Below are 19,642 nucleotides of genomic sequence, written 5' to 3'. Positions count from 1 at the left end.
ACTTACTTTTTCTGAAACAGATATATCTGGTATTGCGCATTCAGCGGGAACTGATCCTGCTGCTCCAGCGCCTGACGGCGTTCCGGTTTGGCCTTATAGGCATATGGCGTCATCGCAATCAGATGTTTTAAATCGCTCTGATTTAAGCACATTGCTGCATCAACCACATCTTCACTGACCAACTCAAACGCATCTTTTAGCTGTTCCACAAACTTCTGCGGCTCATGCGCTTTAACTTCTTCAAACAAGGTTTCGCGCATCGCAAACAGATGCTGCGGTCCCGGGGTTACCACCATCAGATAAGCTTCCGGTTTCAACACCCGCAGAATTTCCGCTTTTGGAATCGGGCTAAATAGACTGGTACACAGATCAATTGATTTATCCAAAACCGGCAAAGTCGCACCGGTTCCAACCACCCAGGTCACGCCTTTATTCAGCTTGGCCGCCACCTGTACTGCATTTTTGGCAATGTCGACGCCCACACATTGCAGCACTTCAGCCTCCATGGCGTTGGTGTAATAGCCTTCCCCACAGCCAATATCAAGCAGGTTTTCAATACGCAGGCTGCGAATTTTCTGCACCACCGCCTGCTGCAGCGGCGCATAGTGTCCTGCACTTAAAAATGCCCGGCGCGCCTGTACAGACTCCGGAGTATCGCCCGGATTTTTACTGTGCTTATGTTGCACCACATGCAAATTGACATAGCCCTGTTTGGCCACATCATAACTGTGCTTGTTGTCACAGCGCCATGTTCGGTCGGTCAGGCTTAAGGGCTGACGACAGACAGGACACATCAGCAGGTTCATGTTTTTCTCCCAAGCTTGCTGCCATAAAAAAAGCCGGCAAGCGCCGACTTTTCAGTTCAATTTGCTTAGCGCAATTTTAAGGTCATTAAGCCTAAAACCACCAGCATAATTGTAATAATCCAGAAACGAATCACCACCTGGGTTTCACGCCAGCCTTTCTTTTCATAGTGATGATGCAGCGGCGCCATTAAGAACACGCGTTTATTGCGCATCCGCAGTGAGCCAATTTGCAGGAAGACCGAAATCGCCTCAACCACAAACACCCCACCCATAATCGCAAAAACGATTTCCTGACGCACCATCACCGCAATTGTGCCGAGCATCGCACCTAACGATAAAGCGCCGACATCACCCATAAAGACTTGCGCCGGATGCGCGTTGTACCAGAGGAAGGCCAGACCGGCACCAATCATGGCGGCACAGATCACCACCAGTTCAGAGGCGTATTTGACATAAGGAATATGCAGATAATCGGCAAAGCGCACATCACCGGCCAGATAGGCAAATACACCTAAACCGGCCGCAACCAGTACAATTGGCATGATCGCCAGACCATCCAGACCATCAGTCAGGTTCACCGCATTGGAAGCACCATTAATCACCAGATAGGTGAAAATAATAAAGCCAATACCCAGTGGAATCATGGATAACGGAATGCTGAAATCTTTAAAGAACGGAATTAAGACATCCAGCATATCGGCGGTTTGCGCCGGGTTCGGCTGCTGTGTGGCAATATAGTACAGCGCAATACCTGCGCCCAAAGAGGCCACCGAAGTCCAGAAGAACTTCTTGCGTGCCGGTAGTCCGGCATTGTCTTTATAGCGGATTTTAATCCAGTCATCGGCCCAGCCAACCGCACCGAAGATCACCATAACCGCCAGCACAATCCAGACATAGGGGTTGGAAAGATCGGCCCAGAGCAGGGTCGAAATCCCAATCGACAGTAAAATCAGCACACCGCCCATGGTCGGGGTACCCATTTTTTTCGCATGCCCTTCTGGCGCAAACGAGCTGACTGCCTGACCGTATTTTAATGCCTGTAACTTACGAATCATCACAGGTCCAAGCAAAAGACCAATCCCGAGCGCTGTCAGGACACTCAGCAATGAACGTAATGTTAAATAACGAACCACCTGAAACGAGCTGTGATAGCCCGCAAGCTGTTCAAACAACCATAACAGCATTTAAAGTTTCTCCATCAATGCAGTCATCAACGTTTCCATATGGGTATAACGAGAACCTTTGAACAGGAAACTCATGGACTGAGGTTGATGTGTTTCGACTAGACTAATTAAAAATGGCAAGGCCTGTTCCTGATTCAAAAAGGCCTGGAGTTTTTTGCCGTATTGGGTACTGCGTGCCCCTTCCTGGCTGGCCGGAGCAAACTCGCCCACCGCCACCACAAAGTTCAGGCCTTTGAGCGACACCAGATCGCGGCCGAGCTTATAATGCTCAATTGCCGCCGATGCACCCAGCTCGCCAATATCACCGATGACCATGACCCGAATCCCCTCCTGCTGCGCCAGCACTTCACCGGCCGCCCGCATTGAGGTCGGGTTGGCATTATAGGTATCATCAATCAAGAGATGCGCACCGTGCTGAATAAAATTCAGACGACCCTTGGCACCTTGGGCCTGTTCCAGTCCGACAACAATATCATCCAGACCAATGCCAATCGCCAGCGCAAACGCCGCTGCGGCTGTAGCATTCTGGATATTATGTTCACCAGCAAACGGTAAATCGACTGCACGCACGCCTTGCGGCGTATGCAACTGGAAACGGGCCGCTTGTGGCTGGAGCTCGATATCGGTGGCAAACACATCCCCGCCGTTACCAAAGCTGAGGCACTGTTCAGTGCGAACCGCCTGACGGATTGTGTCAACAAAGTCATCTGCGGCCGGTACAATCGAACATCCATCTGCCACAATATGCGCATAAATTTCAGATTTGGCCCGGCAAATACCCTCACGACCACCAAACTCGCCCAGATGTGCGGTGCCGATATTAATGATCCCGGCTACCTGCGGCTGTACCAGCTGTGAGGTATAATCAATTTCACCCTGATGGCTGGCCCCAAGCTCCATCACCGCATATTGATGTTCCGGACGCAGCTCCAGCAACATCATCGGTACGCCTAAATCATTATTCAGGTTACCGCGGGTAATTAAGGTCGGCGCCAGACGCGATAAAATACTGCCCAGCATTTCCTTGGTGGTGGTCTTACCGCTGCTACCGGTCAAGGCAATTACTTTCAGATCGGGATATTGAGCACGACGATAAGCACCCAAATGACCCAGTGCCAAGCGGGTATCCGGCACCACCAACTGAAAAATATCGGCATCGACCGGCTGGCTGACAAGCGCCACCTGACAGCCGCTGGCTGCCACCTGTGCCACAAAATCGTGGGCATCAAAACGCTCACCTTTCAGTGCTAGAAAAGCATCGCCGGCTTCGGCATGACGGGAGTCGGTTAAAATACGTTTAATTTCAGTGCTTGGCGTACGACCATTCAGCCAATAACCCTGGGTAGCCTGTTGTAACTGCGCTGCGCTCCACGGCGTTAGGACCGCAGTACTGGTGGTTGAAGTATGCATAAAAATTCCTGATTAGGCGGGATAGGCAGAGCTGGTAGCATGATGCTGGGCATCAATTGCAGCCTGAACTTCAATGACATCATCAAACCAGTGTCGCACCCCATCAATTTCCTGATAATTTTCGTGACCTTTACCGGCAATCACCACAATATCGCCCGGCTGGGCCTGCTTCACCGCAAACTTGATTGCTTCACGACGATCACGGATTTCATGATAGCTGTGGCCGCTAAAATCAATGCCCTGCTGCATGTCAGCAAAAATCTGGTCGGGTGATTCAGTCCGCGGATTGTCCGAAGTGAGCAAGGCGATATCAGCCTGCTCTAGCGCGGCCTGGGTCATTAACGGACGTTTGCCGCGGTCACGATCGCCACCACAACCAAAGACAGCCCAGAGCTGCTGCGATACATGCCGTTTCAGGGTAATTAACGCCTGTTTCAAAGCATCTGGCGTATGCGCATAATCGACCACAAACAGACGTTCGCCATCACGAATCACCTGCATCCGTCCCGGTGCACCTTGCAGCTGTGGCGCGCTGGCAATTAAATCCGATAAGTCAAATCCGGCCTGCTCAACGGCAATAAGGCTGGCGACCAGATTTTCCACATTAAAATGGCCCAGTAACGGACTGTGTACACGATAACGCTTCTGGGCGCTGATCAGTTCAAACTGCGCGCCAGCCAGACTGTATTCAATATTCTGCACCTGATAATCCGCCGCCTGCGTGGTGGAATAAGTCAGGATTTTCGGTTGTGCCGGATTCTGACGCGCGGCGGTCAGCATAACTTCCGCAAAGGCATCATCCAGATTGATAACGGCTACTTTTAAAGACGCAAAACGGAACAACGCGGCTTTGGCTTCAGCATAAGCCTCCAGCGTACCGTGATAATCCAGATGGTCACGGCTTAAGTTGCTGTACACGGCAATTTCAATCGCACAGCCATTTAAACGGCCTTGCTCCAATCCGTGTGAGCTGGCTTCAATTGCCGCAAATTCAGCGCCTTGCTGGGCATAGCTGTGCAGGGCCTGCTGGAGCTGTAAAGCATCCAGCGTGGTATGCGAAGAAGCTTCCAGATTCGGCAAAATGCCATTACCGGTGGTGCCCATCACCGCACATGGCTTGCGCTGCAGCATCAGCAGTTCTGCCATCAGACGGGCAATGGTGGTTTTGCCATTGGTGCCGGTAACCGCCAGAATACGTGTGGCCTGCACCGGCTGCGTGGCATGCAGATACTGTTTTTGCCACTGCCCCATTAAGTGCCGCACCTCCGGTACGATCAGCTGATTCGGCAGGCCCAAATCGGTTTCTGCAATAATGGCCAATGCGCCACGCGCCAACGCCGCTTCGGCAAACTGGACGGTTTTTTCAGGCTGCGAAAAACTGGTCAGGGCAATAAAAATTTGCCCTGCTGTAACTTTGCGGCTGTCTAAACTGAAGCCGGCAAAGGGTTGTGACATCCATCCAGCAACATGCTCAACGGTGTAAAGATCTTGAAATGTAATGGACATTCATCACCTATTTACTGGATTTGTGCTGTATCTAAAGGTTTATCTAAAGGTACATTCATTAAACGTAAGGATTCCTGCATCACCCGTGCAAACACTGGCGCAGCGACCAGACCGCCATAGTATTGACCGGTCGGGTTTTCTACCACCACAAACATGGCCAGACGCGGGTCACTGACCGGTGCAATTCCGGCAAACAGGGCGCGGTATTCATTTTGCGAATAGCCTTTGCGGTCGGCACGCAATTTATGTGCGGTACCGGTTTTACCGGCAACACGATAACCCGGAATATTGGCCTGACGCGCCGTACCGCCCGGTAAAGTCACCGCTTCCATCATCAGCAGAACCTGCTCGGCAATTTTCGGGTCAAGAATCTGCTCGCCCTGCACTTCGCCTTCCAACTTATACAGACTCAGCGGCAGTTTTTTGCCCTGATTGGCAATCATGGCATAGGCATCGACCAGTTGCAGCACGGTCGCATTCAGACCATAACCATAGGACATGGTTGCCACTTCAGAGACATTCCACTTGCTTGGCGGTAAAATCAGGCCGGCACTTTCACCCGGGAATTTCACAGCCGAACGCTGGCCAAAGCCCAAGCGTTTATAGAAGGTGGGCAAGGTTGGATAGGGCAAAGACAGGGCAATTTTCGCCACGCCGACGTTAGACGATTTCTGGATAATGCCAGCCAGGGTCAAATTGCCATAATTGCGGGTATCACGGATGGTATGGTTACCAACACGCATCGAACCACCCCCTAAATTGACCACAGTATTGGCCGAATATTTACCACTTTCCAGCGCCATGGCCACGGTAAATGGCTTCATGGTCGAGCCCGGCTCAAAGGAATCGACTGCCCCGCGGTTACGCATGGCATCTTTGTTCTCCAGGCCCTTTTTGTCATTCGGGTTATACGATGGCCAGCTGGTCATGGCTAGAATTTCACCGGTTTTCACATCGACTGCAATGGCTGTGGCAGAACGGGCATTATTGGCCACGCCGGCAGCGGTCAGTTCACGATACATGATGTATTGCAGGCGCGAGTCGATACTTAAAGTGATATTTTCACCGTGCTCGACTTCTTTAATCACTTCCGGATCTTTAACCCGGTTACCACGTTTATCACGGATAATTTGCTGTTCGCCATCGACCCCAGCCAGACGGCTGTTCAGCTGCATTTCCAGACCTTCAATCCCGGTGCCTTCACTATTGGTCAGGCCAATAATCTGGGCATTCGGCTGTGGCTGCGGATAATAACGCTTATAGTTTTTCTCGGTATAGACACCCTGGAAGTTGCGCTTCAGGATCAGCTCCGCCTGCTGTGGCGGTACTTCTTTTTGCAGCACCAGATAACGCGAACGCGGACGCTCATGCATTTTCTGATGCAATTCCTGACGGTCCATGCCCACCGCATCGGCCAGTTCATCCAGATTCAGGTTTTTATTGGGCAGTTGACGCTTGAGTTTGCGGTTATTCGGGTCTTTGGCCAGCTCGGCCATGGTGTCGTCATACAGCTCTTTGGCCTCAAAATAATCACGCGGATCAATCACCACTTTCATGATGGGGGTACTAATCGCCAAAGGCACGCCATGCCGGTCGTAAATCACGCCGCGCATGGCTTTGAGTTTTTCAGTTCTTAGAATATTGGCATTGGCCTTATTCTGCAGAAAATCATGATTGATAATCTGCACATAAAAGGCCCGGCAGACCAGCGCCACAAAGACCAGCAGCACCGTTCCCCACATCAGGTAGAAGCGCCACATATCGACATTTAAACTGCTTTTTTGGGTAACAGACTGCTGTTTTTTACCTGTTTGCTTCTTACGCGAATTTACCATGTACAGCCAGCCCTATTGTTTCTGTTCTGAAGTCGTCGGCAATGAAATCACCACAGTTTGTGCGGTGGGTGGTGAATACATGCGTAACTGGGTTACGGCACGTGTCCCGATCTGGGCGGTGGCACCAAAGGTCTGCTGTTCAATCAGCAGACGGCCCCACTCGGCATTGAGATCATCGCGCTCACGCATAAAAGAACTGAGCTGACGATAATCATGTCGATATTCAAACACCTGAAAGACCACCATGAGCGCACTGATAAACACCAGGGCCAACAAAATCAAATAGACGACCATTTTTTTCAGTCGTGACTGTTCTGTATTGTTTTCAACTGCTTTGGTTTTCATTCTTCGCCTGTTCAAGCTAACTTTTCAGCCACACGCAGCCACGCACTGCGTGAACGCGGATTGGCTTTGACTTCCTCTTCACTCGCACGGATACGAGCAATCTTTTTTAAACGGCGGGTATCTTGTTGTACTTGCGGCAGCCCCCAACCGGTATCTTCTGCCAAGCTTGATTCTTTTTGAATAAACTGTTTAATCAAACGGTCCTCTAAAGAGTGGAAGCTAATGACCGCCAGACGGCCTTCAGGCTTCAGCACTTCCACGGCCTGAGGCAAGAAAATATCAATATCTTCTAATTCTTTATTAATAGCAATACGAATGGCCTGAAATGTTCGCGTTGCCGGATGTTTATGCTTTTCCCATTTTGGATGGGCAGTTTTTACAATTTCGGCCAGCTGGCCGGTGGTTTCAATCAAACCGGCGTTTTTAATGGCTTTAGCTATACGGCGGCTATAACGTTCTTCGCCATATTTAAAAATAATATTGGCCAGGGCTTCTTCTTCAATCTGTAGCAACCACTCAGCCGCGGTTTCCCCCTGCGAGTTGTCCATACGCATATCCAGCGGGCCATCCTGCATAAAGCTAAAACCGCGTTCAGCCTGATCCAGCTGCGGAGATGATACGCCCAGGTCAGCCATCACGCCATCGACCTGTTCAATACCGCGTGCGGCCAGTTCCTGCTTTAAATCGGCAAAGCTGGCATGAATAATTTTAAACCGCGGATCTTGCTGTTCCAGTTCTGCTGCAACCGCTAAGGCTTGTGGGTCTTTATCAAAGGCATACACACGCGCATGTTCATCTAATTTGGACAGCAATAAACGGGTATGCCCGCCGCGGCCAAAGGTGCCATCGACATAAATTCCTGTATTGCGTTCTGCCAGCAAGGCATCAACAGTTTCGTGGAGTAATACAGAAATATGCGACATAAGGATTCAATCAATACAGCCAAAATTTAACTGCACATTATTACCTTGTTTTGACAAAGCTCCAAACGACTTTTTGTACAGAAATATTACTTTTCATAGAGAAAACCGTTTTGTGATTTTGCCAAATATTCAAAAAGCCTCACAAGGAGGCTGTTTGAATTTATTTTTTAACCAGTATGCAGACAATTAACGTTTGCTGCTATAAATCTGGTCGAAGATGGCGCCGTTCGCAAAGTGGGTTTGCTGCGCTTTGGCCCAGCCACCAAATACTTCATCAATGGTGAAGGTTTTCAGTTTCGGGAACTGATGCGCATACTTGGCCAGTACCTTTTCATTGCGTGGACGATAGAAATGTTTGGCTGCCATTTCCTGTCCCAGCGGTGAATATAAATAGTTGATATAACCGGTTGCCAGCCACTTGTTGCCATTGCGCTCTACGGTACGGTCAACAATTGCCACTGAAGGCTCGGTTAAAATCGACATCGATGGATAAACAATATCAAACTTGTCTTTACCCAGTGTTTTCAGGGTCACCAGCGCTTCGTTTTCCCAGGTCAGCAGTACATCACCAATGCCGCGTTCTGCGAAAGTGGTCATTGAGGCACGTGCTGCAGAGTCCATCACTTTAACGTTGTGATACATCTTGCTGACAAAATCTTTGGCTTTGGCTTCATTGCCGCCAGGCTGTTTCAATGCATAGCCCCATGCAGACAGGTATACCCAACGTGGCAGACCACCGGTTTTCGGGTTTGGGGTAATAATCTGTACGCCCGGTTTGGTTAAATCGGTCCAGTCTTTGATGTGCTTTGGATTGCCCTTACGCACCATAAATACGATGGTTGAGGTATATGGTGCCGAGTTATGCGGGAACTCTTTTTGCCAACCCGGCTGGATTTGACCCGATCTGACGATTTCTTCAATATCGTTGGCCAGTGCCAAAGTCACCACATCACCTTTCAGGCCATCGACCACTGAACGCGCCTGTTTGCCTGAACCGCCATGGGACTGCTTGAAATTCACGCTTAAACCGGTGCGTTTTTTCCAGTAATCACCAAATGAGGCATTAAATTCATCATAGAATTCGCGTGTCGCATCATAAGACACGTTTAAAAATTGACGATCTGCTGCCTGGGCAGAATTGACTGTTGCCGCAAGGCCGGTTGCCAGCAAAGCCGCTGAAAATAAAGCTTTAATTTGAGATTTCATGACAGCACAAATAGGTTATCTACATTAATGCTAACTATATGAAATAAAATCATAAATCGCAATTCAGAAAAATTTTTACTTTCGTTTTAAGATGGGCAATTTTTTCTTTTAATCATTTGTTTTTCTTTTAAAAAGCAGCATAAGATGGGCCAAAATCAGGTTATAGCTTTTTATGGAATAGATATTCAAAAATATGAATAAACCCGGCTTTCAGACGCTTGGCAAACCGTGCTGATTTAAAGCAAGATTAAGATGAGATAGCCCGCACTTGATCCATTCACCAAAACACCCAGTTACATATCAATAAAATGCGAAACTTGCATAATTATATATAAAAAAATATGATATAAGATAAGTTTTGTTGCTGATCTTCACTTTCTCTTCACAGTTATTTGCTAAAACATGTACTCAACAGCGAAATGTGAATAGAAGTAACCAGCAGCCTGACATTTTTTATATTTTTGTAAAAAGTGTGATGCAGTTCTTACTTTTTACATTTTATCTGTGGTTATATAGTAGCCACAACGTAAAAAAATTAAATCCAAAACCAGTTTGGGGGAGTATCAGGATGAAACAGTCAGTCTATGTACTGTGTTTAAGTTTAGGATTGGGCCTGATGGCGCAAACCAGCCATACGGCAGTGGTTAAAAATACCCATACTGCGGTGAAAATGACGCCAGCAAAACCTTCCCTCATTGAAAAAGCCCTGTTGCAGCAAAAAGAACAGTTAGGCACCACCAAAACAGACAAGCTGCAAGCCGATAATGACCTGAAAATGATGACGTCAATTAAAGCAGCGCCAACCCAGAATTTCTTTGCTTCACAAAACCAGCGTTTTAGCCGTTTTGTACAATCCTTCTTCAGCTCGAACCAGTCTTAATTGACCGGATTGAACTGAACCTGCGCGCGACTGACTCCCCCTCAAGCCGCGTGCTGTTGCAGCCTGATCATCGAATGCAGAATAAAGCATTAAGTGATCAGGCTTTTTCGTTATAATAGATTCCAATTTACATTCTGACTCATTACTGATTATGACTGTTCGTACCCGTATTGCTCCTTCTCCTACCGGTTTTCCGCATGTAGGCACTGCATATATTGCCTTGTTTAACCTGTGCTTTGCCAAACAGCATGGCGGCGAGTTTATTTTGCGTATTGAAGATACCGACCAGCTGCGCTCGACCCCTGAATCTGAACAAATGATTCTTGATTCTTTGCGCTGGTTAGGCCTGAACTGGTCAGAAGGTCCAGACGTGGGTGGCCCACATGCGCCATACCGTCAATCGGAGCGTATGGACATCTATAAACAGTATGCGCTGGAACTGGTTGAAAAAGGTCATGCCTTCTACTGCTTCGCGACTGCAGAAGAACTGGACCAGATGCGTGCTGAACAGCAAGCACGTGGCGAATCTCCACGTTATGACGGTCGCGGTTTACAGCTTTCTGCCGAAGAAGTTCAGCGTCGTCTGGCGGCAGGCGAACCGCACGTAATCCGCATGAAAATTCCAACCGAAGGCATCTGCAAATTTAACGACATGCTGCGCGGTGAAGTGGAAATTCCTTGGGCGCAAGTCGACATGCAGATTCTGCTGAAAACTGATGGCCTGCCAACCTATCATTTAGCCAACGTGGTCGATGACCATTTAATGCAAATTACCCATGTCATTCGTGGTGAAGAATGGATTCCATCGGCACCAAAACATCAGTTGCTGTATCAATACTTTGGCTGGGACATGCCAGTACTGTGCCACATGCCGCTGCTGCGTAACCCGGACAAATCCAAACTGTCAAAACGCAAGAACCCGACTTCAATCAACTACTATAAAGACATCGGTGTACTGCCAGAAGCCTTGCTGAACTATCTGGGCCGCATGGGCTGGTCAATGCCAGACGAGCGTGAAAAATTCACCCTGGCGGAAATGATTGAACACTTTGACATCAACCGTGTGTCTTTGGGCGGTCCAATCTTTGATGTGGAAAAACTGAACTGGCTCAACGGTCAGTGGATTAAAGCCCTTTCTCCGGCTGAACTGCTGGATACCTTGTTAGCCTGGAAAGCTGATCGTGCCAAACTGGAAGAAATTGCTGCCGCGATTCAGCCACGTATCAACTTATTATCTGAAGCCGTGAACTGGTCTGCGCACTACTTCAACCATTTCCCGACACTTTCAAAAGAACAGTTTGAAAGTAAAAAACTGTCTGAAGAACAGGTTCGTCAAAGCTTGCAGTTTGCCATCTGGCGTCTGGAAAGTCTGTTCACCTGGAACAATGACACCGTGAGCCAGACCTTAATGGACCTGGCCGCACAAATGGAAATTAAACTGCGCGACTTTATGCCGGCATTCTTTATTGCCATTGCCGGTTCAACTGCCTCTACGCCAGTGATGCAGACCATGGTCACTATTGGTCCGGATTTAACTTTTGCCCGTCTGCGCCATGCGCTGGAAATTGTGGGCGGACCAAGCAAAAAAGAGCTAAAAGCTTGGGAAAAACTCAATGAAAGCTTAAAATTGCCGAAAAATGATGCAGTTGATGCAAGTTAATGCAGTTTTTTGTTGACGTGTGAGCATTATCTTCATAATATAGCGCTCACACAGACTGGGGCCATAGCTCAGTTGGTAGAGCGCTACAATGGCATTGTAGAGGTCAGCGGTTCGATCCCGCTTGGCTCCACCATGGTTTCATAATTGTGTTGCCTCAATAAGTCCCTATCGTCTAGAGGCCTAGGACATCGCCCTTTCACGGCGGTAACCGGGGTTCGAATCCCCGTAGGGACGCCATATTTAAGCTCACTTTTAAAGTGATCTGATAAAAAACCCAAGCATTATGACTTGGGTTTTTTATTGCCTGTTGTTTTATTTTGCTGTGCTTTTTTGCTTTCTGATGTATTCCGATTAAAATAAACCACAGATTAGAATTTTGGAGTTGTAATGCAATACCGTTGCCCGAAGTGTCAAAGCCCGAAAATCATGCCTGTTGCGCAAGCAGGCCAAGCAGCTCCACGTCCGGTGGTGCCAAAAAGCCTGGTATTTCTGATTCCAGCCATTTTTATTTTATTGCTGCTGGTGCTGATTAGTATTGCCATGTGGATTTTTGGGGATGGTGCGGGCACTACCCTACAAACAACAACCGTAATTGTCTTTGTGATCTGTTTAATTGCCGGCTTCATGTTCTATCGTGATTTGCCAGATTTTAAAATTTCAATGCAGGCTTTTATGCAAAACCAGAAGAAATGGAAATGCCGCGAGTGCAACCATGAGTGGGAAATCTGATTTTTCTCATTGACTTAAAAAAGCTGCATCTGGCGTTGATCAGGATAGCTCCCAACGCCAGCCCATGATTATAAAAAGGTAAAAAATCATCTCCTTCAATGAAGTGCTAAAAGTATTGCACACTTCCTGCGATCGCTACACGCCTTCCTTCTATATCTATATAGCGCGACCAGGATAATACCCATCTCTTTATAGCTCTCTATTCAAACTACATAAAAAAACCAGCCCGAAGGCTGGTTTTTTATTTAGATGGGATTAACCACCAATTTTGCGATATTTCTGACGCTTGGTAATCAGGTCATCACCATCACGTTTACGACGGTATTCTTCGAACTCCGCATAGTTACCAGTGAAGAATTCAGGGGTTTCACCTTCGAATGACAAGATGTGCGTTGCAATACGGTCCAGGAACCAACGGTCATGCGAGATCACCATCACGGTACCCGGGAAGACCAGAATTGCATCTTCAAGCGCACGTAAAGTTTCGATGTCCAGGTCGTTTGACGGTTCATCGAGCAGGATGACGTTAGCGCCCATTTGCAGGATTTTTGCCAGTTGTAAACGGTTACGCTCACCACCTGACAATTGACCAACACGTTTTTGCTGATCTTGGCCTTTAAAGTTAAAGCGACCAATATAAGCACGTGACGCAATTTCGTATTCACCAATACGTAAGATGTCTAAACCGCCAGACACTTCTTCCCACACGGTTTTGTTGTCATCTAGCGTGTCACGAATCTGACCCACGTAAGCGACTTTAACCGATTCACCCAGTGTTACCGTACCGGTATCTGGCTGCTCTTCACCAGTCATCATACGAAACAGTGTGGTTTTACCTGCACCGTTCTCACCCACAATACCGACAATTGCTGCAGGTGGTACAGTGAAGGTTAAATCTTTATACAGGGTACGATCACCAAATGACTTGCTGATGCCTTCAACCTCAACCACCTTGTTACCCAAACGTGGACCAGGTGGAATGTAGATTTCAGAAGTTTCGTTACGCTGCTGGAATTCGCGTGAGTTCAGCTCTTCAAAACGCTCCATACGCGCTTTGTTTTTCTTTTGCTGACCTTTAGCATTTGAACGAACCCATTCAAGTTCTTTTTTCAATGCCTTCGCAAAAGATTCTTCCTGCTTCTGCTCTTGCTCTAAACGCGCGTTCTTTTGCTCTAACCAAGACGAATAGTTGCCTTGATATGGAATACCATGTCCGCGGTCAAGCTCCAGAATCCACTCGGCAACGTTATCAAGGAAGTAACGGTCGTGGGTAATCGCCACGATGGTGCCCGGGAAGTCTTTCAGGAAACGTTCTAACCATGCAACAGATGATGCATCTAAATGGTTCGTCGGTTCGTCCAGCAGCAGCATGTCTGGTTTAGACAATAGCAAACGGCACAGTGCCACACGACGGCGCTCACCACCTGAAAGCTTAGTCACATCTGCATCCCATGCTGGCAGGTTTAATGCCGCTGCGGCTTGCTCCAGCTGGTTATTCAGGTTGTGCGCATCCCAAGTCTGAATAATGGCTTCCAGCTTTTCCTGCTCTTTTGCAAGCGCATCAAAGTCTGCATCTTCAGCTGCATATTCAGCGAATACTTCGTCCAGACGCGCTAATGCATCAAGGGCTTCACGTACGCCATCTTCCACGTTACCACGAACGTCTTTGGTTGGATCGAGCGGTGGTTCTTGCTCAAGGTAGCCGATTTTAATTCCTGGCTGTGCACGTGCTTCACCAGAGAAATCTTTATCTACGCCCGCCATAATACGAAGCAAGGTCGATTTACCTGCACCGTTTAGACCAAGCACACCAATTTTTGCGCCTGGGAAAAATGATAAAGAGATGTCTTTTAAGATTTCGCGCTTCGGCGGAACCATCTTCGACACTCGGTTCATCGTATAAATATATTGGGCCACGTAGGACTCCTCAATAGAAAAACCAATTTCGGGGGCAAAACCGCCACCCCTACTCAAATGAGCGAAAAAATAATCGGCTATTATACCTGAAAGCCAGAAAAAGATAAGGGATCGGCCTCATCTTCCACGCTTTGTTACAACTCTTTAAAGTGTCCAAAATTCAGGTATACATTGCAGCCTTATCCGCCTTTGAAATTTTAAAATGAGGGTGTCTTTATGAAATTTAAAGATAATTATTGCAGATATTTCCCTCTTTATTTCATAAATAGACCTGCTACACTTGATCAAAATATAACTCACGCAAGATGAACGAAAAATGACGTATAAAGCTGAAACTTTGGCCATTCATGCTGGCTACACCCCTGAACCGACCACCAAAGCTGTGGCAGTACCCATTTACCAGACCACCTCTTATGCCTTTGACAATACCCAGCACGGTGCCGATCTGTTCGATTTAAAAGTACAAGGCAATATTTATACCCGTATCATGAACCCGACCACGGCAGTGCTGGAACAACGCGTGGCAGCGCTCGAAGGTGGGATTGGTGCGCTGGCACTGGCCTCGGGGATGGCTGCAATTACCTATACCATTCAGACCCTGGCCGAAGCCGGCGATAATATTGCATCGGTTTCAACCCTGTATGGCGGTACCTACAACCTGTTCGCACATACGTTGCCCAAACAGGGCGTCGAAGTCCGTTTCTTTGATTATCAGAACCCGGAAGCCTTACGCGAACTAATTGATGACAAAACCAAACTGGTTTTTGTGGAATCCATTGGTAATCCGCTCGGCAATATTATTGATTTAGAAGCCATCTCCCAAATTGCGCATGAATATGGCATTCCGGTGGTGGTGGATAACACGGTGGCCACACCGGTGCTGCAAAAATCCTTTGATTTTGGTGCCGATATTGTGGTGCATTCGCTGACCAAATATATTGGCGGTCATGGCACTTCGATTGGTGGAATTATTGTCGATAGCGGTAAATTCCCGTGGGGTAAATATCCTGAACGTTTTAAATCTCTAAATACCCCTGACCCAAGCTATCACGGGGTGAATTATGTCGAAGCCTTGGGCGAAGCGGCCTTTATTGCCCGCGCCCGCGTGGTGCCACTACGCAATACCGGTGCAGCGATTAGCCCACATAATGTTTTCCTGATTCTACAAGGACTGGAAACCTTAAGCCTGCGCATGGAACGTCATACCGAAAATGCCCAAAAAGTGGCGGAATATTTGCAGCAGCACCCTAAAGTGAAATGGGTCAATTACGCCGGTTTAAAAGATCATCCACAACATGCGCTGGCGCAAAAATATGTTAAAGGCAAACCGTCTGCGATTCTATCCTTTGGTGTGCAAGATGGCCGTGAAGGCGGCACCCGCTTTATTGATGCGCTGCAACTGTTTACCCGTTTAGTCAATATTGGCGATGCCAAGAGTCTGGCCTGCCACCCGGCTACAACAACGCATCGACAATTAAATGATGAAGAGCTGAAAGCGGCGGGGGTAAGTGAAGATATGGTGCGCCTGTCGATTGGCATTGAACATATTGATGATTTGATTGCTGATCTGGAGCAGGCACTGGCTAGCGTCTAATTATTGCAATTTCACGACAAACGGTCTGCTTTTGCGCTGCAATGGCAGACTTTTTGCTTTTTAAACATAGAAACAAGGACTTGCTTTGTCGAAAAATTTTAAGCAGAATTTACCAATCCACCAAAACACCCCATTAGAGCAATTACTCTAAAATAACTTTCAATTTCAAGCACTTATTTTATAGCTTTTTTTTAAACTTCGGTTATTATAATGCCCATCATAACAGCCCGAACCAATAAGATTGGGCGCAAAAATTCAAATAACAAAGACCATTGAGTCTGATCTTTTAATCAAGCAGGGATACGAGTGTGAAGGCAAAACTAGAGAAACTTTTCAAGAAAAAAGTAAATGGAAAAACCGTACTGATTACCGGTGCATCCAGTGGTATCGGACTGACCACCGCTTATCGTCTGGCAGAGGCGGGAGCGCATGTGCTGCTGGTGGCACGTACCCAGGAAACCCTGGAGCAGGTCAAAGCAGAGATTGAAGCCAAAGGCGGCAAAGCATCTATTTTCCCGTGTGATTTAAATGATTGGGAAGCCATTGACCAGACTTCAAAAGATATTTTAGCGTCTGTCGATCATATTGATATTTTAGTTAACAATGCCGGACGTTCAATCCGTCGTGCCGTGCATGAATCTTTAGACCGTTTCCACGATTTTGAACGCACCATGCAGCTGAATTATTTTGGTGCCGTGCGTCTGGTGATGAATATTCTGCCACAAATGATGGTACGTCGTAGCGGCCAGATTATTAACATCAGCTCGATTGGCGTATTGGCCAATGCGACCCGTTTCTCGGCTTATGTTGCCTCTAAAGCCGCATTGGATGCTTTTAGCCGCTGTCTATCGGCCGAAGTACATTCACACAATATTGCAATTACCTCCATTTATATGCCACTGGTGCGTACTCCAATGATCGCACCCACCAAAATGTATAAATATGTTCCTACCCTTTCACCGGAACAGGCGGCCGATTTAATCTGCTATGCCATTGTGAAACGTCCGAAGAAAATTGCCACACATTTAGGCCGTTTGGCTTCAATTACTTATGCGATTGCACCGGATATTAACAACAAGCTGATGTCGATTGGTTATAACCTGTTCCCAAGTTCATCGGCTTCGGTGGGTCAGCCACAAAAGCTGAACTGGGTACAAAAAGCGTATGCCCGTTTGTTCCCGGGTGAACACTGGTAAAATAATCCTTTTTAAAGACCTGTCTAATGACAGGTCTTTTTATGTTATAAAACCCCTCATTTTGAACAGTTAAAGTAAGACTATGCGGACCTTTTCCCTTATTCTGCAATATGGGTGTTTTGCCTTTGCCCTGTTTCTGGGCTATCAGGTGGCGATGGCGCTATATCATCAGGATTATGAGCTGATGGAATTGATTGCCGATGTGGGCACGATTCTGATCTGTATTGATTTAGGTGTGTTTTTATTTTCCAGTAAAGCTGCCAATAAGCTGAGTTTGCAGGAATATGCCAAACAGCTGGAACAGCCGCCTACGCCACTGGTGAGTTTTACCCGCAAGCTGGGGCATTTGGGCATTATGCTGATTTTATGTAGCTGGATTGTGCCGATGATTTAAACCATAGCCCGCATACAATAAGAGGGCTGATGCATTACTCTATGGCCGTCAGCTCCTCAAATCCACAACTTAAAAGAAATTCATACGTTGCATCATAATCTTTGACTGGTCGTGTCCAATCTTGACCATCGACACGCGGTATATATAACACCATTCCCTGACGCGCACGTGTTAATAAAACACGATAGGCATTAAGTAAATATTTTTTATTGGCCTCATGGCGTATACGTTGCCAGCGACTTCCTCTAAAACTCTGATAACACCATTGTTGATCAAAATAAAAGTTTATATCCCAAGCCACACAGCTATAGTCGATTTCCAAGCCTTGTATATCAAACTCAGTAGCCACATCTTCTAAATAATAAGCAGAACGTACATCTTGGGCTGTATTTAAAAACCAATCAGATGGATTGATTTTATTTTTAACGTCTAAACCTTCTGCTTTTAAACGTCGTCCACCCGAGCTGGCCACAATGCCATAACGCTCAGAGCCCTTGGCTTTTCCTTTTAACCATTGTTTAGCTTGCTTTAAGTCTCGACACAACACAATAGGATAATTCTGTTGAATCTGCTGATAAATTTGCTTTGCCAATGCAGGTTGATTAGCCAATACGGCATGAACTAAATGCGAGACACGTTCACTTCTAAATGAGCGAACAGAAGTCGCCAGATGTAAGTTTGGCTCATGTTGACCATGTGCTTTTAACCAGGCAATTTGCTCATTCGACTCAAGATAAACATGCTGCTGTAGAATTTGATCAGAATAATAAACGGTCCAATCCTGAAATGAATGTTGCAGTGCGGCCACCCATTCCGAAACACCAGCCTCACCGGTATTAATTTCTTGTCCCCCCCCAATTAAACAGACAATCACACACCAATCTTGATGCCGATCCATCACATCAATGAGAAATTCAGGCTCAGACATTGCAAAATTTTCAATCCCCTTCTTTTGTTTCATAAAATTGGAGACTTGCTCTTTTTGCCAAGCGCGTTGTGCTTCATCAAAAATCACCACTTTTTCAACAGGCACTTCTGTTGACCGCAAATAGTGATCACGAAAATGATGAATATTTTGAATAAAGGTTTTAGCACGACGTGCGGCATCGGTACGTTTAATGGTTTGATGATTTTGCTTGCTACTCTGCACCATATCTCGAATTAAGGCTTCTTGTAACACTTCTACCAGCGGACCATTTCCGGACAAAAATACAGAATGTTCTGACTCATCTGCCTTTAAACGCTGATTGGCAATATTTAAGCCCGCTAAAGTTTTCCCTGCACCCGGAACACCAGTTAAGAAACAGATGGCTTTCTTTTTATTGTTCTTAGACTGCTCAATAATATATTTAATGCGCCGAGAAGTAATTTCTAAATTCATCGCCCCTGCATCACTTCGCGAAATATCTTCAACCCGATGTCCTTGATAGAGCGCTTGAGCTGCTTCAATAATGGTCGGCGTAGGCTTATAACTTGAATTGATCCAAGTCTCCAGATCAAAATCCGTAGTTTCAGAAAAATTCTCTACAGCTTGTCCCAAAACCTCAGCCAAATTCTCTGCATTACAACACAGCACATCATTTAGCTCGCGTATGGCTGACCAATTTTGCTCAACAGCCTGAGCATGTGTAGCAACCAATACCGGGACGATGCTTTGATGATGACTCCCGGCATGAAAGTTTAATAAGTCCAAACCATAATCAATAACCTGTGTTTTAGCTTGGGGAGTAAATTGCCGCTCCCCCACTTTAAACTCCACCACAAAAATTAAGTCATGAATAATAAGAATGTTATCTACGCGCTTCCCCATACGCGGAATACTAAATTCAAAAAAGATTTGCCCAGCCTCAAACTGGAGCAGCTGCTGTTTGAGTAGTTGAATTTGTTTTAACCAAGCATTTTTCTGCAATTCATCTAATGCAAACTGATGATGATGGGCTAAATGACCTAAAATCGCTTCTTCTGTTGTGGCGACAAATTTTTTAAATTCATTTTGATAATAGCTTTTTAACATCTTTCAATTTCAATGATTTTTTAATCAATATACTGAAAATCAA

General features: G+C 46.7%; 15 protein-coding genes, 2 tRNA genes and 1 pseudogene. 8 read left to right on the top strand and 10 right to left on the bottom strand.

The window, feature by feature from the left end:
* Positions 1 to 2: 2 nt before the first annotated feature.
* The 8 genes and pseudogenes from FTT68_RS06915 to FTT68_RS06880 all read right to left on the bottom strand — a co-directional run bounded on the left by FTT68_RS06915 (position 3) and on the right by FTT68_RS06880 (position 9,215).
* On the bottom strand, positions 3 to 806 hold the full coding sequence (locus FTT68_RS06915; RefSeq protein ID WP_168383681.1) for a putative RNA methyltransferase: 804 nt from the start codon (positions 804 to 806) through the stop codon (positions 3 to 5).
* 65 nt (positions 807 to 871) lie between these two features.
* Complete coding sequence (gene mraY / locus FTT68_RS06910; RefSeq protein ID WP_005180530.1) at positions 872 to 1,990, bottom strand: phospho-N-acetylmuramoyl-pentapeptide-transferase; 1,119 nt, start codon at positions 1,988 to 1,990, stop codon at positions 872 to 874.
* The gene (gene murF, locus FTT68_RS06905) at positions 1,991 to 3,400 is read right to left on the bottom strand and encodes a UDP-N-acetylmuramoyl-tripeptide--D-alanyl-D-alanine ligase (RefSeq protein WP_168395903.1); all 1,410 of its coding nucleotides are present in this window, start codon (positions 3,398 to 3,400) and stop codon (positions 1,991 to 1,993) included.
* 12 nt (positions 3,401 to 3,412) lie between these two features.
* Positions 3,413 to 4,906: a UDP-N-acetylmuramoyl-L-alanyl-D-glutamate--2,6-diaminopimelate ligase gene (locus tag FTT68_RS06900; protein ID WP_180175245.1), complete on the bottom strand. Its 1,494-nt coding sequence runs from the start codon at positions 4,904 to 4,906 to the stop codon at positions 3,413 to 3,415.
* Positions 4,907 to 4,909: 3 nt separating this feature from the next.
* Positions 4,910 to 6,741 (bottom strand): annotated as a pseudogene (gene ftsI, locus FTT68_RS06895) (penicillin-binding protein PBP3).
* Between the two features lie 12 nt (positions 6,742 to 6,753).
* On the bottom strand, positions 6,754 to 7,086 hold the full coding sequence (gene ftsL / locus FTT68_RS06890; RefSeq protein ID WP_005180539.1) for a cell division protein FtsL: 333 nt from the start codon (positions 7,084 to 7,086) through the stop codon (positions 6,754 to 6,756).
* An 11-nt stretch (positions 7,087 to 7,097) separates the two neighbouring features.
* Positions 7,098 to 8,009 carry a 16S rRNA (cytosine(1402)-N(4))-methyltransferase RsmH gene (rsmH, locus tag FTT68_RS06885; protein ID WP_005180541.1) on the bottom strand — a complete coding sequence of 304 codons (912 nt, stop codon included), beginning with the start codon at positions 8,007 to 8,009 and terminating at the stop codon, positions 7,098 to 7,100.
* Positions 8,010 to 8,195: 186 nt separating this feature from the next.
* Positions 8,196 to 9,215, bottom strand: a complete 1,020-nt coding sequence (locus tag FTT68_RS06880; RefSeq protein WP_005180543.1) for a sulfate ABC transporter substrate-binding protein — start codon at positions 9,213 to 9,215, stop codon at positions 8,196 to 8,198.
* 568 nt (positions 9,216 to 9,783) lie between these two features.
* On the opposite strand from FTT68_RS06880, the gene FTT68_RS06875 reads away from it, so the two are divergent.
* From FTT68_RS06875 to FTT68_RS06855, 5 genes are all read left to right on the top strand, one after another.
* Entirely contained in the window at positions 9,784 to 10,095 is a 312-nt protein-coding gene (locus tag FTT68_RS06875; protein WP_005180544.1) for a hypothetical protein, read from the top strand.
* Between the two features lie 151 nt (positions 10,096 to 10,246).
* Complete coding sequence (gene gltX / locus FTT68_RS06870; protein ID WP_104500009.1) at positions 10,247 to 11,755, top strand: glutamate--tRNA ligase; 1,509 nt, start codon at positions 10,247 to 10,249, stop codon at positions 11,753 to 11,755.
* A 57-nt stretch (positions 11,756 to 11,812) separates the two neighbouring features.
* Positions 11,813 to 11,888 (top strand) — tRNA-Ala (locus tag FTT68_RS06865).
* Between the two features lie 28 nt (positions 11,889 to 11,916).
* Positions 11,917 to 11,992 (top strand) — tRNA-Glu (locus FTT68_RS06860).
* Between the two features lie 150 nt (positions 11,993 to 12,142).
* Entirely contained in the window at positions 12,143 to 12,484 is a 342-nt protein-coding gene (locus FTT68_RS06855; RefSeq protein WP_180057349.1) for a hypothetical protein, read from the top strand.
* 255 nt (positions 12,485 to 12,739) lie between these two features.
* Here the strand turns inward: FTT68_RS06855 and ettA are convergent, their stop codons facing one another.
* Positions 12,740 to 14,401, bottom strand: a complete 1,662-nt coding sequence (gene ettA / locus FTT68_RS06850) for an energy-dependent translational throttle protein EttA (protein ID WP_005180550.1) — start codon at positions 14,399 to 14,401, stop codon at positions 12,740 to 12,742.
* Between the two features lie 316 nt (positions 14,402 to 14,717).
* On the opposite strand from ettA, the gene FTT68_RS06845 reads away from it, so the two are divergent.
* The 3 genes from FTT68_RS06845 to FTT68_RS06835 all read left to right on the top strand — a co-directional run bounded on the left by FTT68_RS06845 (position 14,718) and on the right by FTT68_RS06835 (position 17,585).
* Entirely contained in the window at positions 14,718 to 15,995 is a 1,278-nt protein-coding gene (locus FTT68_RS06845; protein ID WP_005180552.1) for an O-acetylhomoserine aminocarboxypropyltransferase/cysteine synthase family protein, read from the top strand.
* Between the two features lie 308 nt (positions 15,996 to 16,303).
* Positions 16,304 to 17,191: an SDR family NAD(P)-dependent oxidoreductase gene (locus FTT68_RS06840; RefSeq protein ID WP_005180554.1), complete on the top strand. Its 888-nt coding sequence runs from the start codon at positions 16,304 to 16,306 to the stop codon at positions 17,189 to 17,191.
* 82 nt (positions 17,192 to 17,273) lie between these two features.
* A complete protein-coding gene (locus FTT68_RS06835) occupies positions 17,274 to 17,585 on the top strand; it encodes a hypothetical protein (protein ID WP_104483908.1) in 312 nt (103 codons plus the stop codon).
* A gap of 34 nt (positions 17,586 to 17,619) precedes the next feature.
* Here FTT68_RS06835 and FTT68_RS06830 read toward each other — a convergent pair whose 3' ends face one another.
* On the bottom strand, positions 17,620 to 19,599 hold the full coding sequence (locus tag FTT68_RS06830; RefSeq protein WP_180057347.1) for a DUF2075 domain-containing protein: 1,980 nt from the start codon (positions 19,597 to 19,599) through the stop codon (positions 17,620 to 17,622).
* Positions 19,600 to 19,642 lie beyond the last annotated feature (43 nt).

The organism is Acinetobacter sp. Q85-2, assembly GCF_013420555.1.
GTDB classification, from domain to species: Bacteria; Pseudomonadota; Gammaproteobacteria; order Pseudomonadales; family Moraxellaceae; genus Acinetobacter; species Acinetobacter indicus.
The sequence above is the reverse complement of the archived record's forward strand: the minus strand, read 5'-3'. Positions and strand labels throughout refer to the sequence as shown.